Raw genomic sequence first — 18,514 nt, forward strand, 5'->3', positions numbered from 1 at the left:
GTCGCTCTGTCGGACCCCGCTGCCAGACTCTTCGCATGTCCGAGTCCACATCGGCCCCAGGCCCTCGCAGCTACCGGTTGGTGCCTTGGCGAGAGCCGCTGAGCTGGTCCGGGCCGCCGATCGTGTGGGGGACATGGGGGCCGGTCGACGGCCAGCCGGTCCTGGCGATGGGCGACACCGACGGGGGCCTGCGGTTCTCGGAGTTCTCCGCGCAGGAGGCCCACTTTCCGCTGCTGGACTATGCGATGAGCGAGCTCGACCGGTCCGAGACGCTCTGGGGCATCTGGAGTTCGGAGCCCGAGCGGACCGGCTTGATCACAGGTGGGCGCGACGGCTGGGTCCGGGAATGGCGGCTGGGCTCGCGGGTGCAGATGGAGGCTTTGGAGACGAAGAGTGGCCTGGTGACCTGGGGTGGCTGGGTTGTCGGGGGCGGCGGCCGATTCCTCGCGACCGCCCGGGACGACGGAAGCGTGACGCTCCACCCGTTCGGTGGCGGGACCCAGACGAACACCTTCACCGAGGTGCACCGGGCTCCCGTCCTCTGGGGCGTGTCGGCCACGGTCGACGATCAGCCCTACCTGGCCACCGGCGGATTCGACACCGGGGTGCGGCTCTTCGACGTGAAATACCCGGGGAAAGGGTCGCGTGTCCTGCCGGCTCCCCATGCCGGCGCGCTTGGTTGGGGAAGCTGGGGAACGCTCGACGGGCAGGCTGTCCTCGCAGCCGGCGCGGACGATGGGCAAATCCTGCTGTGGTACCCGTTCGCCGACCGCGAGCCCGAGCGGCTTCAGGTCGACTCCGGAGCCGTGACCTGGGGTGCCTGGGGATCGGCGGACGGCCGGGTGATCCTCGCCTCCGCAGGCGAGGACGGTGTCGTGAGGTTCTGGGACCTGGCCGACCGGTCCGACCTGTGGAAAATGCCCCTACTTCGCACCGTCACACCCGAGCCGTCCAGCCTGGATACCCGGACGCTGCTGGAGACGCGACTGGTGCGCGCCGCGGGAACGGTCGTCTGGGGCCGGTGGATCGAGATCGGAGGCCGTGGGCTGGTCGTCACCGGAGACAACGCCGGCCGGGTCCGCATCTGGGATCCCCGGTCCTCGAGCGTGCTCAGCGAGATCGACACCGGCGTGCGGACCAGACGGGCGTGGGGCGCTTTCGCCGTGCACGACGGCGTTGCCGTGCTGGCCACCGGCGGCACCGACATCGTCCAGTTCTGGGAGCTCGTCGGGGAAGAACCGGTCGGGGCGACGTTGCCTCATTACCGGTCGGACACGCCGACGACGGTGGACGAGCTGGACCGGACCGGGGAGGCGCGGGCGATCGCGGAGCTGATCACCGCTCGCAGCGCGCGGCCACCGCTCGCCATCGGGCTGTTCGCTGACTGGGGTGAGGGTAAGAGCCACTTCCTCGGGTTGTTGCAGCAGCAGGTGGAGGCGGTCGCCAAGCCGGGGCAGACGCTCACGCACGGCTATGTGCGGCAGGTGCGGTTCAACGCGTGGCACTACGCCGAGACCGATCTGTGGGCGAGCCTGGTCACCGAGCTGTTCGCGCAGCTGGCGGCGCCTACGGGAAGCGAGACCGAGCAGCGGCAGCAGTCGCGTCTGGCGGCCGATCTGATCGCGCAGCGCGGGCTTCCCGAACGGCTGGCCGCGGCCGAGGCGCGCCGGGACGAGCTGCGGGCCGCGTTGGCCGAACCAGCCGGGTTGTGGGATTCGCTTCCTGAGCATCAGCGCGCCGAGCTGCGGACGTTGACTGGTGACTCGCCTGAGAAGGTCTACGCGCAGGCGGCTCGCGCTGCCGCGGCGATGGCGGGGACGGGTCGGGTCACGTGGCGGCTCGTCCGGGGAATGCGTCTGGGTACGCTGCTCCGGCTGGTCGCCCTGATCGCGCTGTTGATGCTCGCGGTTGTCGGGGTGGTGTGGTGGCTCCCGCCGATCGGCTCGTTGGTCGCGGCCCTCGGCGGCGTTGCCGCCGCCATCGGTGTGATCAGGGAGGTCCGGGGCTTCGCGGCTGAGACCCGTCGGCGGGGGAGCGCTGCTTGGAAGTCGGCGCTGCGGTACGGCGAGCAGCAACGTCAGCGGTTGACCGCGGCCGCCGAAGCCGCCGACGCCGAGGTGCAGACGCTGCGGGAGCAGATGCGCGACTTCACGGCCGCCGGTCAGCTCGCGGGGCTGGTGGCCCGGCGGGACGCGAGCGACGACTACCGGTCCCGGCTCGACATCATGAGCCGCATCCGGCAGGACTTCGCCCACATGGCCGAGCTGTTGGCGAGCGCCGGCAGCGACGTCGACGCGGCCGGTGACTCCTTGCCCCGCATCGACCGGATCGCCGTCTACATCGACGACCTCGACCGCTGCCCACCGGCACGGGTGGTCGAGATGCTGGAGGCCGTGCATCTGCTGCTCGCGGCCGATGTGTTCGTCGTGGTGGTCGCGGTCGATCCGCGCTGGCTGCTCAGCGCGATCTCGGCGCACTACAGCGACGTCCTCGGCGACCGGCCCGCCCTCGGCGACGACTCCGCCGAGGACGGGCCGCCGCACGCGCTGGATCTCGACGACGAGTCGCTGTGGCGGTCTACGCCGGCGCAATACCTCGAGAAGATCTTCCAGGTGGTGCTGACGTTGCCGCCGCTTGACGAGAGTGGGTACCGCCGGATGTTGCGCGGACTGGTCGGGACGCGCGCCGATCAGCCAACCGAGATACCGGCGCCGACCGAGGCGACGGCTGCGGCTGCTGTTCTGGATCCCCTTATGGTGCCGCTCGTCGGCACTACTGGCGCGAGCCCGGACGATGTTGCGAATCGGGCCGACGACGTCCTCCGGCTGCCGGAACCCCGCACGGTGGAAAGGGTTGATCCGTTTGCCCTGGACCAGGACGAGATCCGGCTGCTCGACCTGGTCGGGCCGCCGCACATGATCAGCACGCCACGGCAGGTCAAGCGACTGGCGAACAGCTATGGGCTGCTCACCACGCTGCGCCGGGACGAGCGGGCGCGCGACCTGGCGGACCAGTCGAGCAGTGGGCCGGCGGGCCAAGCGAACGGACGGCCGCCGGGGCGCTCGACGGAACGGACGGCTGGTGGGCCGCCCGCTCACCCGGTACGCCAGGCGGCTAGCGCGGCGCCTGCTCACCCGGTGGACCGGGCTGACGGCGGGCCGCCTGTGTATCCGTACCGGTGCGGTCTGGTTCTGCTCTCGGCTCTGGTGGCCTATCCCGCGCTCGGTCCGGGGCTCTTCGCGCACCTGCACCGCGCGGCCGAGCGCGCCCCGCGCGGCTCGTGGGCCGACTTTCTGCCCGGGCTGGTGCCGCAGCGGGACGCCGCGGGCTGGCACAACCGGGACGGCTTGCGGCTCCTGCCGGTCGAGGCGGCGCAGTGGAATTCGCTCGCCGCCGCGCTCGGCCAGGTCACTCGCGCCGCCAAGGACAGCGGACTCGATCTGCCGGAGCCGTTGGCGGCCTGGGCCGAGTGGATCGTGCCGGTCGGGCGGCTGTCGTTCCCGACCGGGCGCGTTGTCTCCGGGCTGGGGCGGCAGCGCCTACCGGAGTAGCGCCGACGAGAGAAGCGGCTACCGGAGTAGTGCCGCCCGGAGAAAGCGTGTATCAGAGCAGCGCCACCTGGAGCAGTGCCGCCTGGAGCAGTGCCGCCTGGAGCAGCGCCGACCGGAGGGGCGGCTACCAGAGTTGTAGGCCCTGTGGGGGCTTCACCTTCTTGAGGCCGCGCTTGACCTTGCGGGCGGCTCGGCGGCGTAGGCGCTCCAGTGGGCTCTGGCGGGGCTGGGGGAGCAGGAGGTTGAGCTGTTCGGCGTGGCCGATCATGCCGATGATGGTCTCGATGGCGGCGTCCAGCACCTGGTCGCGGTGGAGCTGGTCGGGGGTGGGGACCGGCTTGACGTCGACCGGGCGCAGTTCGGCCAGGTCGCCGACGATGTCGCACGGGTACTCGTCCAGCTCCTTGATCTGCTGTTCGGCCAGGTCGAGGACCCATTCGGCGCGTTCGGGACCGACGCCGAAGCGGACCTCGTTGGTGCGCTGTTTCAGCACCGCGTCGACCAGGTGGCGCTGGACCACGCGCTGGTAGGGGGCGCGATGCGGGTAGCGGTCGCCCAGGGCCCGGTTCACCCGGCGCAGCACCTCGACCTCGGCCGCGCCCAGGGAAGTGTTGGCGCCGGCGGAGACGGCCAGGTCGCACAGGCCGGGCGGGATGCCGATGACACCGGCGAAACGGCGCCACAGCGTGTCCTGCGGGGAGCCGGGGCCGGGGACCGTGATCAGGTGGCGTTGCTCGGCGGGGACCAGGTCGCCCCAGCGGCGCAACATGCGGTTCGCCGTGTGGTGCTCCCAGAAGTCGTCGAACTTGCCCCGCTCGACGGCGCCGATGAAGTCTTCGAAGCTCCACACGCCCCGCGCCCGGATGCTCTGCTGCCACATCGACGGGAACGTCCGCCACAGGTCACGCGCGGCCACGATGATGTGCACCTCGGCCGGCTGCAGGCTGCGGACCGCACGCGCGGCCTGGGCCGGTGTCGCGGCGCCCAGGCCCTCGTTCGTGATCACCACGTCGCCCGGCCAGGCGGCTGTCTTCGCGGCCAGCCGGTCCCACGACCAGGTCGGGGTCGCGTGCCAGGTCAGCCCGCGCAGGTCGGCCATCGCCTCGTCGTGCGCCGAGAACTTTCCCGGCAGCAGAATGCCCGCGTTGCTCAGGGCCTCCACGTTGTTCCAGAGCACGTTCTGTACGTACGTGCTGCCCGTCTTCGGCGCGCCGATATGAAGAAAGACGCGTCTCGCCATGCCGCCTCCCGGTGCATCCGCCGCGCACGGGCCGGCGCGGTCGGTTTCGAGGGCTCAACGTGCCAAAACACCTTAGGTATCGCCTGTGAATGCATTGTGCACGAGGTGTGATCTTGCCCGTGGCGAAACCGTCCATATTGCCGTTACCGCAGTTCAAGACGGCATTACGCGGGATTCCGGCCTTCGTGGGAAAACTGTCGGCGTTCACTCTTCCGAGACCGTGTAAGCGTCGTGTAATGCGAGAGTAATTCCTAGATAAATGGTCGGCTATTGAGCGTCGGAACGCCATTCACGAAGGGCTCGCCGCGACTCGATGTCGGCCTGGCGGGTCGGTTCCGGAATGCGATAGCGGCCACTGAGCCGGACGGTGAGGGCGGCGCAGTCGGCGAGCCCGATGCGATGCCCGGCCGAGACGAAGACCGGCTTCACTCCCGACTGCGTGCGCACCACCCGGCCGATCACCTCGCCGTCGTCGATCAGGTCCGAGGACTCGCCGCGCCCGGGGCCGGGTTCGGCGAAGGAGCCGATGAACGCGGTCTTGGCCACGCCGAACGACGGGATGCCGAGCTGCACCCCGAGATGGCTGGCCAGACCGAAGCGCCGCGGGTGGGCCAGGCCGTAGCCGTCACACATCACCAGCGCCGGGGGCGACGAGAGCCGTCCGATGACGGCCTCCAGCAGCGGCACCTCACGAAAGGCGAGCAGACCCGGTACGTACGGGAAATCGGCCTTTCCCCGATGGATCGCGACCTCCCGGACGACGAGAGAGGCGACGTCGACAACCACGGCCGCCGCGACGGCCCGTTCCGAGCCCTCCTCGTACGTGACGTCGAGCCCCACGACCTCGGGTGGAGTCGGAACCGGGCCGGACGGGATCTCCAGCCGCTCGCGGAGTTCGTCCTGCCGGCGGAGGGCGTCGTCGGGTGAGAGCACGCGCCAACGGTAGTGGATCGATCCGACCTTTCAGCGCGCTCTTGTGTCCATGGTGGAGGCTCGGCCAGGCTCGGAGGCGAAATCGTCCACGGGGGGATCGACATGGCTCGACTCTTTTCTGCCCTTGTCCTTGTGGTTTCACTTCTCGCGGCTCCCACCCCGGCCCAGGCCCACGCGGCGACCGGCGCACCCAACCCGGTCGTGCTCTGGAACAGCAACGCCCAGCAGGCCATCTACGAGGTGGCCCGGCAGGCGCCGTACGTGGCGCCGCGCAGTTTCGCCATGGTCCACGGCGCGATCTACGACGCCGTCAACGCCATCTCCGGCACGCCGTACGAGCCTTATCTGACCGCGCCGCCCGCGCGTCGCGGCGACTCGCTCGATGCGGCAGTGGCCGCCGCGGCGTACCGGGTGCTGATCTCGCTCTTCCCGGCCCAGGCCGCCTCCCTCGACGAGATGTACGCCGACGCGCTCGCGAAGGTGCCCGCCGGCGGCGCCAAGAACCGGGGCATCACGGTCGGTGAGCGTGCGGCCGCCGCGATGATCGCCGCCCGCGTGGGCGACGGCGCTTTCGGCGACGCCACCTGGAACGCCTCGACCGCCCCCGGCCAGTGGCGGCCCACCCCGCCGACGCTCGGCTCGGACGGCGCCTGGGTCGGTGACCTGCGCCCGTTCGTCATCCCGCGCGGCGACATGTTCCGTACGGCCGGACCGCCCGCCCTCACCGGCGCCGCCTGGGCCCGGGACTTCAACGAGGTCAAGGCGATCGGCGCGGTCAACAGCACGGTCCGCACGCCCGATCAGACCGAGGCCGCCATCTGGTGGCACGACCGGCGGCTCACTGAGTGGGAGATCAAGCGCCAGGTCGCGGAGCGGCAGCACCTCGGCACGCTGCCGGCCGCGCGGTTCTTCGCCATCGCCGAGATCGCCAACGCCGACTCGCTGATCGCGTGCTTCAACGAGAAGAAGTTCTGGAACTTCTGGCGCCCCGTGACCGCGGTGCAGTCGGCCGCCGACGACGGCAACCCGCGCACCGCACCCGACCCGGCCTGGATGCCGCTGCTCGTCACGCCGCCGTTCCCCGACTACACATCCGGCCACACCTGCTCGACGTCAACCATCATGTACGCGATGAGGTCGTTCTTCGGCCGCGACTCCATCCCGTTCAGCGCGTACAGCGCCGACTCCGGCACCACGCGCCACTTCCCAAGCTTCTCGGCCGCCCTCGACGAGGTCGTGGAGGCCCGCATCTGGGGCGGCGTCCACTACCGCGAGGCCGACGTGCAGGGCGTCCGGATCGGCAACGGCGTCGCCAAATACGTCCTGTCCCACGAGTTCCGCCGCCGCTGACGCCTCCGAGGTGGTCGGCCCGGGCGCGATGCGTGCTCGGGCCGGCCCGCGGATCTACGGTCAGGCGGTTTCGTGGAGGACCGTTGCCAGCACCCGGGCCAGGTCGGCGTGGGCGAGGGACGGGTCTCGGGCGTGGGCCCAGGCCATGGCGGCGGGCTTGGAGCTGTGCCTGCCGTCGATGGCGAAGTGCCAGATGCGGTAGGCGGTCTCGCGCATGAACGTCAGGTGTTCGACGTCGTCCGTCAGGGACTGCCAGGTACGTAGCCAGTGGCGGCCTCGCGAAATCACCCACTCCGGCGGGACGGGCGCGAGGATGTCGGTTGGAGCGGCACCTGTGAGGGCGCGGCCGTCGGCTCGGGCCATCGAAAGCTCGGCCACCACGTCGGGGTCATGCGGCACCCGGGGCGAGATCTCCCAGTCGTGCGTGTGGCGGCCGAGATACAACTCGACCGGCGGGTCGGGGGTGGGAAATCGGGCCACCTCCGTGGTCACCACGTGCAGGTCGAGCCCGGCCGCGGAATCCAGGGCGAACCCGGCCACGGAACTCAGGTCGAGTCCGGCCGCGGAATCCAGGGCGAACCCGGCCACGGAACTCAGGTCGAGTCCGGCTGCGGAATCCGAGTCCGGCCGCGCGTCAGGGGCCAAGTCGAGCCTGGCTGCGGAGGCCTGGCCCGGCCGCGCGTAAGGGCCCAGGTCGAGCTTGGCCCAGAAGTCCGGCTCGGAATCCCGTACGAGGGAAGTGAGGTCTTTGATCTGGGTGTCGGTCAGCGGGTTGTCGACCACGGCCAGCAGGTCTATGTCGCTCCGGCCGGGGCGGAAACCGCCGGCCGTCAGGGAACCGTGCAGGATGATTGAGCGGGTGGTGGGGCCGAGGATCTGGGCCAGGGTCATCGGGACAGGGCGCCGTGCAGGAACAGGTCGACCAGGTCGTCGTTGGTGACCTCGGCGTCGACGGGGGTGGGCATGCGGCCACGGCCGTAGAAGAGGCCCAGGAAGGTGTTCGTGACGGTGTCGGTGGGCAGGCGCAAATTGTCCTGGTCGGGTTCGAAGAGTTCGCGTACGGCCTCACGGGTCGCCTGCTGGGAAGACTCGCGACCGGTCGACATCTGGCGGGCGGCGGGACTGGTGGGGGCCGGGCGGGCGCCGGTCGAACGTAGCGCGCCGATCACCGCGCCCATGCGGCCCAGGTGGGCGTCGAGCGCGTCCACGGCGTCGACCAGGCGCTGCTTCAAGGGCTGGTCGAGCGGGATGGAGCGCAGCTCCTCGAGCACCCGTGTCGGGTCCATGGCGGCTACCGTGCAGGCGGCCAGCACGGCCTCCTTGTCTTCGAAGACGCGGAAGATGGTCGCCTCGCCGATGCCGGCCGCGCGGGCGATCTTTGCGGTGGTCACGCCCGCGCCCAGCTCCGCCACGAGGGGGAGGGCGGCCTGGACGATGGTCTCTCGTCGTTGGTCTGGTGTCATGCCGGGCGCTCGGCGCCGTTCTGGTGAAGTCATACCGACGACGGTACGGAGTGAGTACTCACTCCGTCAACGGGATATGCAAGAGATGAGCAACGAGGAAAGTCGACGCGGCACGTCAACGAGGGTCAGCGGACGCGGCAGATCAACGGGTCGGGAACGCGACGTGACGACCAGAGACAAAGAAGTGGCCGCCCAGGACGGATCCTGGACGGCCACGGCAATCACTTCAGCTTGATCTGGACGTTGAACTTCGGGCTGGCGGCCAGCTTGCGGAACGCCGCGAGGCTGGACGGCGCGCTGTCGATGCTGATGTCACGGTCGCCGAACAGGTCCTTCTTCGTGTCGAAGTACACGATCGCCTTGACCTTCGGGCGCTTGGCCAGCTCGGGCAGCACGCTGTTGAACTGCTTGGCCTTGTCGACGACCTTGCCGATGCGGTGGTAGGCGCCCCACTCGGCGACCATGATCGGCTTCGAGGCGTGGTTCTTGGTGGCCCAGTCGTAGAAACCGACGCCGCCCTTGGCCTTGCGGTCGAGCAGGTCGGCGAACACGCCGGCGTGGTAGTAGTTCTGCTCCGAGCTCACGTACGAGTCCAGGCCGATCCAGTCGACGACGTCGTCACCGGGGTAGAGGTCCTTCCACCACGACTGCGCCATCCACTTCTCGTTGCCCATGTAGGCGACCACGTTGATCATGTTGGTGAGGCCCTTGGACTTCAGACGCGCGATCACGTGCCGGTACGAGGACCGGAAGTCCTTGGCCGTCATGCCGGAGGCGGCGTCGGTGCGCACGTCGTCCTCGGGCTCGTGGTTGAGCACCAGGAAGAACTTCTCGGGCATGGTCGCCTTCACTCGCGCGGCGAACGCGTCGATGCGCGCGTCCAGCTTGCCGGCGGCGACGTTGGCCCAGGTCGAACCGTACTCGACGCGCCAGTTGAGCAGCAGCACCCGCGGCTTGGCGGGGTCGCGCACCATGGCGATCTCGGCGGCGGTCGGGAACTTCTCGTCACCCTTGTGGTAGGTGTGGAAGATGGTGGCGGTGCGACCGCTGAGCTTCTCCCACGCCTTGTGCTCCTCGTCGCGCGGCTTCCCGGTGAAGCCACCCGCCGCCGCGCCCCACAGCACGCCGCAGTTCGGAACCAGCTTCGCATCCGTCACGCACTTCTGAGCGGCCGGCTTGGCGGCCGGAGTCGTCGGCGTGGTGGCGGCGTGGGCCGTGGCCGGGCCGGCAGCGAACGCGGCGCCGAACCCGGCGACGAGTGCGGCCAGCGAGTACACGGACTTACGAAGCATCTGATCTCCCCCTGTTGTCCGGCCGTTGTCAGCCGGGCATGGGAAAGAGATTCCAGGGCGTCGGGTGCGTGCCAAGTGCCCGTCACGGTGCGCGTCGGTTGCGCGCGAAAGACCCCAGAACCGTCGGCTCTGCCATCGGTCACGGCAGGCGGGGGTTGAGCTTTCTTCCCCCGTACGGCGAAAGGGAAGCGGGACGCCGTCCCGAGGGGTCCCGAGACGAGGTCAGAGACGGCCCGCAGAGGTGAGAGACGGCCCCGGGTGAGGTCAGAGACCGAAGACGTGCCCGAGGCCGGTGACCTCGATCGCCTTGCGGACCGGCGGCGACGGCTCGGCCAGCGTCAGGGTCGTGCCCTGGGCGGCGGCGCTGTTGCGGGCGCTGACCAGCGCACCCAGCCCGTACGAGTCGATGAAGTCGAGCCCGGCGACGTCGACCCGCAGATAGCGGCACTTCGGATCGGTGGCGACCTCGGCCAGGCGATCCCGCACGGCGTCGGCGCGGTCGAGGTCGAGCTCCCCGCTGAGGGAGGCGACGACCAGGCCGTCCGCGTCGGCCGGTTCGTGCTGGATGGTGGCGTCCGGTTGCATTGGTCGAATGCTACCCGGCACCGGCCACCGCGGCAGCGGACAGGGCGATCGCCTGGTGCACCGAACGCACCGCGCTCGCGCCCTCACCGACCGCCGCCGCGACCCGCTTCATCGAGGCCAGCCGCACGTCACCGGCCGCGAACACGCCCGGCACGCTGGTCTCGAACGGCAGCGGCGGACGGCCGGCGCCGGTCCAGCGGTCGCCCAGTTGGGTGTCGGTCGGCACGAACCCGTCGGTGTCGAGAGCGACACCGCTGAGCCAGCCGGTAGCCGGGCTGGCCCCGATGAAACAGAACAGCCCGTGACATCCGCACGGCTCGTCGCCGTCACCGCCGGTGAGCGTGACCTCCTCCAGGCGTGGCCCGCCGGACAGCGCCGTCACCTGCGTCGACGTGCGCACGGTGATCCGCGGGTCGGCCACGATCCGTTCGACCAGGTAGCTCGACATTTCGGCGGCCAGGTCGGGCCCGCGGACGGCCAGGGTCACGTGGCCGGCGTGCCGGGCCAGATAGATCGCCGCCTGCCCGGCCGAGTTCGCGCCGCCCACCACCGTCACCGGCAGCCCCGCCACGGCCTTGGCCTCCAGGTCGGTCGCGGCGTAGTAGATGCCCGACCCGACGAACTCGGGCCAGCGGGGCAGGGGCAGGTTCCGGTACGCGGCCCCGGTCGCGATCAGCACCGTCCGGCTCGGGATCTCGGTGCCGTCGACCAGCGTGACCACGTGACCGTCCCCGGTGGACCGCATGCCCACCACCGCGCACGGGCTGGCCAGGTGCGCCCCGAACTTGAGCGCCTGCACGACGGCCCGCGCGGCCAGGGCCTCGCCGCTGAGTCCGAACGGGAAGCCCAGGTAGTTCTCGATCCGCGAGCTGGCCGCCGCCTGCCCGCCGGTCGCGACCGCGTCGAGCAGCACGGTCTCCAGCCCCTCGGACGCGCCGTAGACCGCCGCGGCCAGACCCGCCGGGCCCGCGCCCACGATCGTGAGGTCGGCGACCCCTTTCGGCGTACGGCGGTAGGTCAGCCCCAGCCGGTGGCTGAGCGTGCGCGGCTCGACCTGCCGGATCGTCTCGCGCGGGGTGAGCGCCGCGGGCAGGTCGTCGCTGGTGAGCCCGGCCCGGGTGGCCGCGTCGCGCCCCTCGGCGGTGTCGGGTTGCAGCCAGCGGTGCGGCAGGTCCTGCCGGATGAGGAAGGTGCGCAGGGCCAGCCCGACGCTGGTCTGCTCGTCCGCGATGATCTCCAGGTTGCGGCCGGCGTGCTGCACCAGCAGTTGCCGCCGGGCCAGGAACGAGCGCAGCAGCACGTCGCTGAGCTCGGCGTCCTGGGCCATCAGCCGGCGGAACTCCTCCTGCTGCACCCGGTGCACCACGCCGCCGGCCAGAACCCGGCCGGTGAGGATGCGGGTCTGGCCGGTCAGCAGGTTGAGCTCGCCGACGAACTGGCGCGGGCCCGCCCGCAGGAACACCTCGTCGTGGTCGGCGGCCCGGGACACCTCGATCTCGCCCGACCCGACCAGGAACAGGTCGCCGTCGGTGTCACCCGCGTCGAACAGCAGGTCACCGGCCGCAACCGGTTCGGCGCGGCCGTAGGTGACGGCCCGAGCGAACTGCGCCTCGTCAAGGGTGTGGAACGCCGCCTGCGCGAGTTCCTCGAACTGGTCCCCGATCTCCGGGAAGGAGGTCACCACGCCGACGATGCTCTCAGAGCCCGGCACCGGATAACAATGAGCCAGGTGACTGTCCGGGGGCGCCTGCACACCCACCGAACCCCATCCGGTATGGTTCTACCCAACGCGGACGTAGCGCAGCTGGTAGCGCATCACCTTGCCAAGGTGAGGGTCGCGGGTTCGAATCCCGTCGTCCGCTCGCAGGTAGAAGGCCCGTGTCCACGGAAAGCGTGGACCGGGCCTTCTCGCATTCCGCCCTGGGGCCCGAGCCCCAGACCCCACGCCGTGGGGGCAAGCCCCCCCGGACCCCCCATCGTGGTGGTGCGGATGGTCGGCTTGCTAGCGCGGCGTGGGTGGGCGGGCTTCTGGACCCGCGTGGTGGTGCGGGTGGTCGGCTTGCTGGCGCGGCGTGGGTGGGGTGGCTTCTGGACCCGCGTGGTGGTGCGGGTGGTCGGCTTGCTGGCGCGGCGTGGGTGGGGTGGCTTCTGGACCCGCGTGGTGGTGCGGGTGGTCGCTTCAGTTCTCGGACCGGCCGGTGGGCTGCTCTTTTCTGACACTCCGGTTTGGGTGGGCGCGACTAGGGTTGTCCACGGGATCGTCGGGAGGCGAGCCGATGGAGCCGGTTGGTGGGCGCGGCGGGGCGGCACGCGTGACCGTGTGGGCGGCCCATCTCGCCGCGCCGATGGCCGGGCTCTGGCTGCTTGTGGCGCGGCCCGACACCGACGTCCACTGGCAGCACGAGCCGGCCCACTTCTGGCTCGTCCTGATCGTCGCGCTGGTCAGCCTCGGCCTTGCGATCGTCATCAACCAGGCCGCCCGCCGCCGCTCCGACACCCGGCTCCTGCTGGTGGCGCTCTCGTTCCTGGTCGCGGCGGCGTTCCTCGGGCTGCACGCGGCCGCCACCCCGCAGGTCGTGCTCGACGCGCGGAACGCCGGTTTCGCGTACGCCTCCCCGGTCGGTCTCACCCTGGCCGCCGTCTTCGCCGCCCTCAGCGCGGCCGACCTGTCCGAACGCACCCGCGCCGGCCTGCTCCGCTGGTCGGGCTGGTTGCGCGCGGCGCTGCTGGCGCTCGTCGCGGCGTGGGCGATCGTGTCGCTGACCGGCCACCCGCCGCTCAACCGGATCCCCGGCGGCGACCGTTCCACCCCGGCCGTCCTGCTCGGGGCGGCCGGCATCATCCTCTTCTCGTACGCCGCCGTGCGGTACTACCTTCTCTACCGGCGCCGCCGGGCGGTCATGCTGCTGTCCGTCGTCACCGCGTACGTGCTGCTCGCCGAGTCCGCCGTGGCGATGGCCGCCGGCTCGAGCTGGCACGCCTCCTGGTGGCTGTGGCACGCGCTGATGGCGGCCGGGTTCGGCTACGTCGCGTACAGCGCCTGGGTGCAGTTCCGCAACGAGGGCGCGGCGGCCGGACTGTTCGCCTCGGTGGGGACCGACGACACCGTACGGGAGCTGCGGGCCTCGTACGGGAAAGCGCTTGAAGGTCTGGTCGGCGCCCTGCAGGGAAGCGAGCGGGGCGCGCTCACCGAGGACCAGATGGCGGCCACCACCGAACGTGTCGCGCGGCGCTTCGAGCTCACCGACGGTCAGGCCGCCGTGCTCGGGCGCGCGGCCGGCGCCCTGGCCGCCGAGCGCGATCAGATCCGCAAACTGGGCGCGCTGGTCGCCGTCGGGCAGGACGCGCGGGTCGTCGTGGCCGACTTCGAGTTGCTGCGCTCGGCGGTGCAGCGGGTCGCGTGCGTGTTCGACCGTTACACCGTACGGATCGGGCTGATCGAGGAGAACCGGCTCGTCTTCCCGCCTGTGCTCGCGGCGGGACCGGGAAGTGGGGAACCGCTGCCGGCCCACATGTTCCGCGGCGCCCAGGCCGCCCTGGCGCAGCGGGCACCGCACACGGATCAGGCCCTCCACCTGCCGTTCCTCGTGAAGGGACACCCGGCCGGGGTGCTGGTGGCCGACCGCGGCGGTCCGGTGCCCGAGCGTGATGCCGCCCTGCTCGCCTCGCTGGCCGCCCAGATCGCGATCGCGCTCGAGAACGCCCGGCTCTACCGCACGCTCGACGTGCTGTTCCGGCAGTACATGTCGCCCGACGTGGCGACCGCGCTGGTCGCCGACCCGAGCCAGGCCGCGCTGGGCGGCGCCGTCCTCGAGGTGACCTCGCTCTTCGCCGACCTGCGCGGCTTCTCCACGTTCTCCGAGTTCTCGTCGCCGGGCGAGATCGTCGAGATGCTCAACCGCTACTTCGACGTGGCCACGCACGCCGTGCTGGGTGAGAACGGCACCGTCGTGCAGTTCGTCGGCGACGCGCTGATGGCCCTGTTCAACGCCCCGGCCCGGCAACCCGACCACGCCCTGCGCGCGGCCCGGGCCGCCCTGACCATGCAGCAGGGGGTGGACCGGATCGCCGCCCGCCGGCCCGAGTGGCCGCGGTTCCGGGTCGGCATCAACACGGGGGAGGCGCTGGTCGGCAACATCGGGGGAGAGGCGCTGCGCAACTTCAACGCGATGGGGGACGCGGTCAACGTGGCCGCCCGCCTCGAGTCGCGAGCCGAGCCGGGCCAGGTGGTGATCGGCGCGTCCACACGCGACCGGATCGGTGACTGCGCGCTGGTCACCCCGCTCGGCGAGCTGATCGTGAAGGGGCGGGTGCAACCGGTCTCGGCGTACGTCCTGCACGGCTTCTCCGGAGGGGACCATGTCAACTGAGACGGGCCCGCTGATCCGCAGCGATCCCGGCGAGTTCGCCGGCCTGCTGTCCGCGGGCGACCGGGACGACCTGCTGCGACTGGGCCGGCGTCGGCGCTGGCCGGCCGGGGCGACCCTGTTCAGCGAGGGCGACCGGTCGACGACCGTGGTCCTCGTGCTCAGCGGCCGGGCCAAGGTGTTCTCGCTGACCGAGCAGGGCGGCGAGGTGCTGCTGGCCATCCGCGGGCCGGGCGCGCTGCTGGGGGAGATGTCGGCGCTGGACGGCGCACCCCGCTCGGCCTCGGTGTCGGCGCTGGAACCTCTGGATACGTACGTCGTGACCGTCACCAGTTTCCTGCAGTTCCTCAACAGCCACCCCGACGCCGCGGTGCGGATCGTCCGGATGATCGTGTCCCGGTTGCGCGACGCCGACCGCAAACGGGTCGAGTTCGGCACCTACGACACCCTGGGCCGGGTCGCGCTGCGCCTGGCCGAGCTGGCCGAGCGGTTCGGGGCCTCGCAGGACGACGCCGTACGCATCACGCTGCCGCTCACCCAGGACGAGCTGGCCGCGTGGACCGGTTCGTCGCGCGAGTCGGTGACCAAGGCGCTGCGGGTGCTGCGCCGGCAGAACATCATCGAGACCAGCCGCCGTTCGGTGACGGTCATCGACCTGGACCGTCTGCGCGCCCGCGCCAAATAGTGAGGGGTGGAGCGCCGACCGGCACCCCACCCCGTGTCACCAGGAAAGCTACAGCTCGCAGCTGTTCTTGAAGTCGACCGGGTCGGCGACGCAGCGGTCGGTGCCCAGCCCGCCGAAGTTGCGGTCGTTCCCCCGCACGCCGTCGACGCTGTTCAGGTTGTCGTTGCCCGCGTCGCCGAACAGCAGGTCGGCCCCGGCCCCGCCGACGATCGCGTCGTTGCCGACGCCGCCACGCAGCACGTCGTTGCCGGCCTCGCCGAGGAGCCGGTCGTTCCCGGCGTCACCGGTGACCGTGTCGTTGCCGGCGCCGCCACGGCCGAAGTCGACCCCGGTCAGCCCGGCCACCCGGTCGTTACCGAGTCCACCGTCCTGCCGGTCGTTCCCGCCGCCACCGTTGACGATGTCGTTCCCGGCGCCACCGTTCTGCGTGTCGTTGCCGTTGCCGCCGAGGAGGGTGTCGTTGCCGGCGTCCCCGTTCTGCGTGTCGTTGCCGTTGTCGCCGCTCAGACTGTCGTTGCCCAGCCCGCCGGACTGGACGTCGTTGCCGTCCTGCCCGATCAGCCGGTCGTTGCCGGCCTCGCCGAGCTGCCGGTCGTTGCCCGGACCACCGATGATGATGTCGTTGCCGGGCCCGCCGGTCTGGGTGTCGGCTCCCAGGGCGCCGTCGAGGCGGTCGTTCCCGGCGCCACCGGACATCCGGTCGCTGCCGCTGTTGCCGTTGATCCGGTCGGCCCCGCTCCCCCCGAGCAGGGTGTCCACACCGTCTCCACCGTTGAGCTCCGAGTTGGTGCCGGTGTTGTTGAAGACCCGGTCGTTGCGGTCCCGGGCGTTGACCCGGATCAGGGTGACGTTGTTGGCGTTGCAGGCCACGACCGCCGCGTTCACCTGGACACAGCCCGCACCCGCGACCGGCGGGTCACCGGCGTCCCGGACGAAGAAGAAATTGCCCGTACGGGTGACCGTGATGTTGTTGGCCCGGTTGACCTGAGCGTTGACGGTGATGGTGTTCCCGACCTTGTTGACGCCGGTGGCGGCGTAGGCCGGGGCGGCCAGGATCAGCGCGGGTGCCGTGCCCGCCGCGGCGAGCGTGGCGAATCGGAGCAGCCGGCGCCGACGGGCCTCGTTGTTGCTCATCTGCGTTTTCCCCCCTTGAAGGTTCGCATCCGGTGTGCCGGACACCGGGAAACCTTCGCAGCCGGACAGGCTCCGGCCGCAGGAAGAATTACGGGTCTGAACTGGTAAAGATGCCCGCCGGAACTGTCGGGAAATCACTTGTTCTTTGTCCGGCGGTTGGCATTCCGCGGTATTCGCTTGACGCCTTTTGTTATTGTCCCGCGCGAATTCGCGGGCGGCAAGGGCCGGCCGTTCAGACCCGGAACGCCGAGACGACGCTGCGCAGCTCGGACGACATACGGGCCAGTTCGGCCGTGGCCTCCTGGGTCTCGCTGACGCCCTGGCTCGTCAGCTGGGCCGCCTCGGCCACGCCGGTGATGTTGTTGGCGATCTCGCCCGTGCCGTGCGCGGCCTCGGTGACGCTGCGGTTCATCTCGGCGGTCGTGGCCGTCTGTTCCTCGACGGCCGAGGCGATCGTGGTCTGGAAGTCGCTGATCCGCTCGATGACCAGCGAGATCTCCTCGATCGCGAGGACCGCGCCGCTGGTGTCGGCCTGGATGGCCTCGACCCGGGCCGAGATGTCCTCGGTGGCGCGGGCCGTCTCCTGGGCCAGGTCCTTCACCTCGGAGGCGACCACGGCGAAGCCCTTGCCGGCGTCGCCCGCGCGGGCCGCCTCGATGGTGGCGTTCAGGGCCAGCAGGTTGGTCTGCTCGGCGATCGAGGTGATGGTCTTGATGACGTTGCCGATCTCGGCCGACGACTCGCCCAGCTTGCCCATGGTGGCCGACGTGGTGGCGGTGACGGTGACCGCCTCGGCGGCGACCCGGGCCGCCTCGGTCGCGTTCTGCGAGATCTCGCGGATCGAGGCGCCCATCTGCTCACCGCCGGCCGACACGCTGTCGACGCTGCGCGAGACCTGCTCGGCCGCGGCCGAGACGGCCTGGGCCTGCACCGAGGTCTCCTCGGCGGAGGAGGCGATGTGGGTGGCGGTGTCGGTCATCCGGTCGGACGCGCCGGCCAGCGACGCCGCGGACGCCTCGATCGTGCTGACCGTGGCCCGCAGCCGGGCCATCGCGGTGTCGAGCGAGCGGCCCATCCGGCCCGGCTCGTCGGCGCTGGTCAGGCCGGAAGTGAGGGTCAGGTCGCCGTCGGCCAGGCCGTCGCAGACGACGGTGACCCGGGTGAGCGACCCGACGATCCGCCGCGCGACCCAGACGCCGAGGCCGAGAGCCAGGGTCAGGCCGACCGCCAGGACGGCGATCGACCAGGCCCGGTTCCTGGTGAAGCTGGAGTGGGCGGCGGCCGCGCTGGCGGCGGCGTCCGCGTTCTCGGCCTGTTCCATGGCGCTGACGCTCGCGAACACCTTGTCGAGGATCGGGATCACCTCGCTGTCGCGCAGCTTGGCCCAGTCGGAGAGGGCGTTGCGTTCGCCGAGCGGCAGCATGCGGGTCCGGGCGAGCTCGACGAAGGCGCTCCAGTCCGTCTGGAGCTGGTTGAGCACCGCGGCGTCGGCGGCCGGGACGGTGCTGCGGTAGGAGGTCAAGGCGGTGTCGAAGGCGGTGATGTCGTCCTGGAAGGCCTCGGTGAACTTCTGCGTCCCGGCCGCGTCGATCGACAGCGCCTGCTGGGCCAGGTCGTTGCGGGTGGAGCTGATCGAGGTCCGGATCTCGCCGATGGCCTTGACGCCCGCGACGTTGCTGACATAGATCTGCTGGGCCGCGGCGCTCGCCTTGTTCAGCGACGACAGCCCCATGATCCCGACGACGAGTGCGACCAGGGCGGCCGCGCCCACCGCGGCGAGCACCTTGACCTTGACGCTCAGGTCGTCGAAGGTGCGCCGGCCGCCCGCGGTCTGGGAGATCGGCTCGGTCAGGGCCAGCGTGCTCATTTCGCCACTCCGTCTCGTGCGGTACCCGTCCCCCCACTATTGCGAAC

The 18,514-nt window shown here is 70.9% G+C and carries 13 protein-coding genes and 1 tRNA gene; 5 read left to right on the top strand and 9 right to left on the bottom strand.

Annotation, left to right across the window (positions count from 1 at the left end; translation table 11 throughout):
• Nucleotides 1-35 precede the first annotated feature (35 nt).
• Nucleotides 36-3,551: a P-loop NTPase fold protein gene (locus JIG36_RS10755; RefSeq protein WP_203375960.1), complete on the top strand. Its 3,516-nt coding sequence runs from the start codon at nucleotides 36-38 to the stop codon at nucleotides 3,549-3,551.
• 124 nt (nucleotides 3,552-3,675) lie between these two features.
• On the opposite strand, the gene JIG36_RS10760 is transcribed toward JIG36_RS10755, so the two are convergent.
• Nucleotides 3,676-4,791, bottom strand: coding sequence for a hypothetical protein (locus JIG36_RS10760; RefSeq protein ID WP_203375961.1), 1,116 nt, complete (start codon nucleotides 4,789-4,791; stop codon nucleotides 3,676-3,678).
• Between the two features lie 267 nt (nucleotides 4,792-5,058).
• Nucleotides 5,059-5,724, bottom strand: coding sequence for an endonuclease V (locus JIG36_RS10765; RefSeq protein ID WP_307872657.1), 666 nt, complete (start codon nucleotides 5,722-5,724; stop codon nucleotides 5,059-5,061).
• A 132-nt stretch (nucleotides 5,725-5,856) separates the two neighbouring features.
• On the opposite strand from JIG36_RS10765, the gene JIG36_RS10770 reads away from it, so the two are divergent.
• Nucleotides 5,857-7,074 carry a vanadium-dependent haloperoxidase gene (locus JIG36_RS10770; protein WP_307872658.1) on the top strand — a complete coding sequence of 406 codons (1,218 nt, stop codon included), beginning with the start codon at nucleotides 5,857-5,859 and terminating at the stop codon, nucleotides 7,072-7,074.
• A 60-nt stretch (nucleotides 7,075-7,134) separates the two neighbouring features.
• On the opposite strand, the gene JIG36_RS10775 is transcribed toward JIG36_RS10770, so the two are convergent.
• The 5 genes from JIG36_RS10775 to JIG36_RS10795 form a co-directional block, all read right to left on the bottom strand.
• Nucleotides 7,135-7,965 carry a nucleotidyltransferase domain-containing protein gene (locus JIG36_RS10775; RefSeq protein ID WP_203375962.1) on the bottom strand — a complete coding sequence of 277 codons (831 nt, stop codon included), beginning with the start codon at nucleotides 7,963-7,965 and terminating at the stop codon, nucleotides 7,135-7,137.
• The gene (locus tag JIG36_RS10780) at nucleotides 7,962-8,570 is read right to left on the bottom strand and encodes a TetR/AcrR family transcriptional regulator (RefSeq protein WP_203375963.1); all 609 of its coding nucleotides are present in this window, start codon (nucleotides 8,568-8,570) and stop codon (nucleotides 7,962-7,964) included. The genes JIG36_RS10775 and JIG36_RS10780 overlap by 4 nt, the downstream gene beginning before the upstream one ends.
• Nucleotides 8,571-8,758: 188 nt before the next feature.
• Entirely contained in the window at nucleotides 8,759-9,829 is a 1,071-nt protein-coding gene (locus tag JIG36_RS10785; RefSeq protein ID WP_203375964.1) for a glycoside hydrolase family 26 protein, read from the bottom strand.
• Between the two features lie 264 nt (nucleotides 9,830-10,093).
• Nucleotides 10,094-10,414: an STAS domain-containing protein gene (locus JIG36_RS10790; RefSeq protein ID WP_203375965.1), complete on the bottom strand. Its 321-nt coding sequence runs from the start codon at nucleotides 10,412-10,414 to the stop codon at nucleotides 10,094-10,096.
• A 10-nt stretch (nucleotides 10,415-10,424) separates the two neighbouring features.
• Nucleotides 10,425-12,125, bottom strand: coding sequence for an FAD-dependent oxidoreductase (locus JIG36_RS10795; protein WP_307872659.1), 1,701 nt, complete (start codon nucleotides 12,123-12,125; stop codon nucleotides 10,425-10,427).
• A gap of 78 nt (nucleotides 12,126-12,203) precedes the next feature.
• On the opposite strand from JIG36_RS10795, the gene JIG36_RS10800 reads away from it, so the two are divergent.
• The 3 genes from JIG36_RS10800 (at nucleotide 12,204) to JIG36_RS10810 (ending at nucleotide 15,466) form a co-directional block, all read left to right on the top strand.
• Nucleotides 12,204-12,276 (top strand) — tRNA-Gly (locus tag JIG36_RS10800).
• A gap of 450 nt (nucleotides 12,277-12,726) precedes the next feature.
• Complete coding sequence (locus JIG36_RS10805; RefSeq protein WP_307872660.1) at nucleotides 12,727-14,784, top strand: adenylate/guanylate cyclase domain-containing protein; 2,058 nt, start codon at nucleotides 12,727-12,729, stop codon at nucleotides 14,782-14,784.
• Nucleotides 14,774-15,466 (top strand): Crp/Fnr family transcriptional regulator, encoded by a 693-nt coding sequence (locus JIG36_RS10810; protein WP_203375966.1) that lies wholly within the window; start codon nucleotides 14,774-14,776, stop codon nucleotides 15,464-15,466. The genes JIG36_RS10805 and JIG36_RS10810 overlap by 11 nt, the downstream gene beginning before the upstream one ends.
• A gap of 48 nt (nucleotides 15,467-15,514) precedes the next feature.
• Here JIG36_RS10810 and JIG36_RS10815 read toward each other — a convergent pair whose 3' ends face one another.
• Both JIG36_RS10815 and JIG36_RS10820 read right to left on the bottom strand, forming a co-directional pair.
• A complete protein-coding gene (locus tag JIG36_RS10815; RefSeq protein WP_203375967.1) occupies nucleotides 15,515-16,600 on the bottom strand; it encodes a calcium-binding protein in 1,086 nt (361 codons plus the stop codon).
• 232 nt (nucleotides 16,601-16,832) lie between these two features.
• A complete protein-coding gene (locus JIG36_RS10820) occupies nucleotides 16,833-18,467 on the bottom strand; it encodes a methyl-accepting chemotaxis protein (RefSeq protein ID WP_203375968.1) in 1,635 nt (544 codons plus the stop codon).
• Between the last annotated feature and the right edge of the window lie 47 nt (nucleotides 18,468-18,514).

This window comes from Paractinoplanes ovalisporus, from assembly GCF_016834655.1.
GTDB lineage: Bacteria > Actinomycetota > Actinomycetes > Mycobacteriales > Micromonosporaceae > Actinoplanes > Actinoplanes ovalisporus.